The sequence below is a fragment of the Kitasatospora sp. NPDC091257 genome, from assembly GCF_044757675.1.
Taxonomy (GTDB): domain Bacteria; phylum Actinomycetota; class Actinomycetes; order Streptomycetales; family Streptomycetaceae; genus Kitasatospora; species Kitasatospora lactacystinica.
Map to the genome: position 1 here is coordinate 1 of NZ_JBIVVI010000855.1, position 4,079 is coordinate 4,079.

General features: G+C 73.1%; 1 protein-coding gene. It reads left to right on the plus strand.

Going from position 1 to position 4,079, the window contains the following annotated elements:
• A partial coding sequence (locus ACIQOV_RS30865) for a sacsin N-terminal ATP-binding-like domain-containing protein (RefSeq protein ID WP_401053920.1) occupies window positions 1-4,079 on the plus strand: 4,079 nt, incomplete at both ends.

A 4,079-nucleotide genomic window follows, 5' to 3' on the forward strand; every position in this document is an offset into this window, starting at 1 on the left:
GTGTGACCAGGGGTGGGAATGACGATGAACTGGCCGAGGCCGTACGGGCCCTGTTGGAGGGGAAGACCGATCCGGGCATCGAGGCGCGGACACCGGAGGAGGCCGCCCGCGCCATCGGGCTGTTCGACAAAGGCATCCGTGAGGTACCGGGGCTCTTCCGGCAGATAGCGGAGGGCGCCCAGGAGGGTGCCGAGACGCTCTCCTCGGACCGGTTGCAGGTGCTCTCCGAGATGGTCCAGAACGCCGACGACACCGGAGCCCGTGAGATCCGCTTCCACTGGCTGCCGACCGAGCTCCTGATCGCACACAACGGCAGCGGCCTGCGCCTGGCCGACATCCCGAGGCTCGGGCTGCCGTGGATCAGCGGCAAGCGCCTGGACTCCGCGAGCACCGGTCGGTTCGGCATCGGCCTGACGACGCTGCGGATGCTCTCGACCTCCTGGGAGGTGCACGGCCACCCGTACCACGTCGGATTCACCGACATCACCCTGGCACCGGCCGACCCCCCGCGCCTGCCCGCGGACATCTCCGGGCGGGAATGGACGGTCTTCCGCATCCCGCTGGACCCCGGGGTCCTCGCGGCCGAGGAACTCCTCGCGTGGTTCGAGAACTGGCAGGACAGCTCCCTGCTCTTCCTGCGCCACCTCGAACAGGTCACGGTGGCGACCGCCGACCCCACCGGCCGGGAGCAGAGGGTCCTGCGGCTGAGCTGGCAGGACGTCACGACCCTGAGCCTGCCTGTCGACGGAGCGGAGCACGCCGTCCGGGTGCGGGAGGCCCGGACCACCGGGGGCGCCCGCTGGCGTGTCTACGACACGTTGATCCCGTCCCGGCCCGGGTGGCGCCGCTTGCACAAGAAGCTCGGCCCCACCGTTCCGGTGGCCGTGGCGCTGCCGATGGACGGAGCGGCCACGGGGTACGTCCATGCGGGACTGCCGGTGGCCCGGCTGGCCGTCTCGGCCCGGGTGCACTCGCAGTTCGACCCGATCGTCAGCCGCGAGGGCTTCGCCGCGAGCATCCTGAACTCGGCACTGGTCCCGGTCGTCGCCGACCTGTGGCAGGCCGCGGTACTCGACGTCCTCGAACGGGTGGAGCCGTCGGCCTGGCACCTGCTGCCCCTGGCCGAGACCTCCGCCCATGGCAAGGCCGGGCTCCCCGACCGCCTCGCCGGCACGTTCCTGGAGCGTGCCAGGGCGAAGGTGGCCGCCACGCTCGCACTGCCGGTGCCGGACGGGACGGCCGTCCCGCTCGCCGACCTCGCGGTCGAGGCGGAGGAGCTCACCGGAGTGGTCTCGGAGCGGGACACCGCACAGCTCGCGGAACTGGAGCACTGCTTCCCGGGCGCCGCCCGCGACCGGGACGGCCGTTGGCGCGAGGTGCTCTCCGACTGGAGGACCGCCGGTGCGGTGGAACTCCCGGACGAGGTCGACGTCTCGGACGCGGTCGGACTGCTCAAGCGGCCCGCCTACGACGTCGACCGCACGGTCCGCCTCACCGCCGTTGCCCTGCGCGCCGGCCTGGAGTTCGAGATGCGCTTCCGCGCGTGCCTGGCCACGGCCGACGGCCAGCGGCTCGCGCCGTACGAGCACCTGTTCGCCGATCGTCGGGGAACAGGACTGCTGGATCCGCTGGGCATCCTCCGGGACCTGCATCCCGCCTACTGGAGCGACGACGACGCGGCCCGGCGGGTAACCGGCTGGTTGAGCAGGAGCGGTTATCTGGTCCGCCGTGACAACACCGCGGCCGTCCTGCGCCGCATCGCGCACCTGGGGAGCACCGGCGGTCGTCTGCCCGCCACCGACATCTCCGCGACCGACCGGTTGGTCCTGCTCCAACGGGCCCTGGCCGAACTCCCGGCCGCGGAGCGCGAGCGCCTGGGCCCGGGAGTCGGCCGGACCGTGCGGCTCGACGCGTACCAGTACGGGGCGAACGGGGAAGAGAATGCCTGCCAGGCGATGCCGGACCGGCTCTATCTCCCCCGGTCGTTGGAGAGCACAGGAAGCGACCGGTTCGCGACCGCCGCGCACAGGACCCCGGGGCTCCTCTGGGCGCACCGCTCCTACGCCAAGACGCTTCTGCCCGTCTCGCGGAGCGGTGGTCTGAGTCCCACGGCCTTCCTCCGTCTGCTGGGCGTGGCGGACACTCCCCGGCTCGCCCCGGTCGTGCTGGGGGTGAAGAAGTACGACCGGTCCCGCGACACAAGGGCAGGACTGCCCCACGACCACTGGCTGTCCTCCCGGACACGCACCCAAGCGGTGCAGCGGCTCAGGGCCACGCACACCCTGGATGACAGGGCCTCGCAGGACCTCGAACGGGTCGTCAAGGACATCACCGCGGAGCGCAACGTCGACGAGCGGCGGCGGCGTACGGCCGCGCTGCTCCATTCCCTGGCCAAGCTGATCACCGGCCCCGAGGCGACGGTCGAGGCCGCCACGGCCTATCACGGCTGGACCGTGAAAGGCTCCGTTCCCGCGCTGTGGGTCTGGAACCTGCGGGACAGCGCATGGCTGGAGGACGAGAAGGGCAACCTGTGCCGCCCCGGCCACCTCCAGTTGCGCACCCCCGACGCCGAAGCGCTCTACGGACAGGACGAGCCGAACTACGTGCACGCGGAGCTCCAGCACGTGCTGGCCAACCGTGCCGACGTGCTCGCGGCCCTGGGAGTGGTCGGCGACCCCGACGTCCCCCAGCTGATCGACCGCCTCCGGCGGCTGCGCAAGCGGCCGCTGGGCACCGGAGACTCGGCGGAGGCACTGAGGACCGAGGTCTACCTGGTCTACCGCGCGCTCGCCAGGCGGCTGACGGAACGCACGGCGGACACCGCTCGTGCGCAGGTCGAGAAGCGGGTGACGGCGGCGCTGCGGGGCGATGACGCCCTCGTCCTCACCGACCTCGGCTGGCGCCGTCCCGAGGACTGCTTCCGGGGCACCGCCATCCTGTACGGCCTGCGCGCCTTCGTCCCGCCCGGGCCCGAGCTGCTGCCGCTCTGGCAGGTCCTGGGGATCGGGGAGCCGGGGCCCGAGGACCTGGTCGAGGCCCTCAAGGAGCTCGCCGCCGACGGATCCTCGACGGGAGGGGACGGGGAGCGGCTGATGCTGGAGGCGCTGCGGTCGCTGAACAGGCTGGTCGGCGGCGCGGGTGCCGGCATCGCGCCGGGTCTGAGGGAGAAGCTGCGCTGGCTGCCGCTGTGGACCAGCGCCGGATGGATCAAACAGCAGAACTCGGTCTACGCCGTGGCTGCCCACCGGTCGGTCGAACTGGCCCTGGCGGACCGCGTCCCGATCTGGCAGCCGGGCGGTGACGCGGAGCAGTTCGCCGGGCTGCTGGGCCCGCTCGGCGTGCAGCAGCTGGACCTGGCCTCGGCCGAGGCCGTCGAACCCGACACGGCGGTACCCGATTCCGGTCTCACCGGGAGCTTCCGGCGGGCCGTCACCGCTCTGCAGGACCGTCTGGTCCGGGACGAGCCGGCGGCCGCCGAGTCCTTCACGGGCTGGGCGTGGCTCGCAAGCCTGGAGGTGCGCGTCCTGCCGGGTCTGCGCGTCCGGGCGGACCCGGGCAAGGACCGCGAGCCGCTGGAGATCCCCATCGGCGCGCACATCGACCGGTCGGCCAAAGCCCTGTTCCTCTCCGCCCCGGCCGAACTGTTCTCCCGGCTGGGCACCGGCGCCGCGTTGGCCTGCCATTTCGCGGGCTCCCGCGGCCAGGTGGCCCGCCACTGGCGGGACTTCTGGGAGGAGGACGCCGTCACCACCGGTCACGCCGTACCCCTCACCTCGGCCGGCCAGCGGGACTTCGAGGAACAACAGCGCCGGGACGAACTGCTGCGCGACCGCTCCCTGCGGGCCGCACAGGCGCCGACGCCCGCGAAGCCGGCGAGGGACGGACGCGGTACCCCGGCGAAGCCCGCCGGGCCGGTGCCCGGGCCCCGGCCCGCCCCCGGCGGCAAGGCGGCGACGACACCCAAGGCAGCACTTCCGAAGCCGCGCAACGCCGTCGTGCCCGAGCCACCGCGGCTGGTCGGCCTCGACCGGCTCGGTCGGCCCACGGTCCGCCGGACCGGGCCGGCCCCCAGCACCACG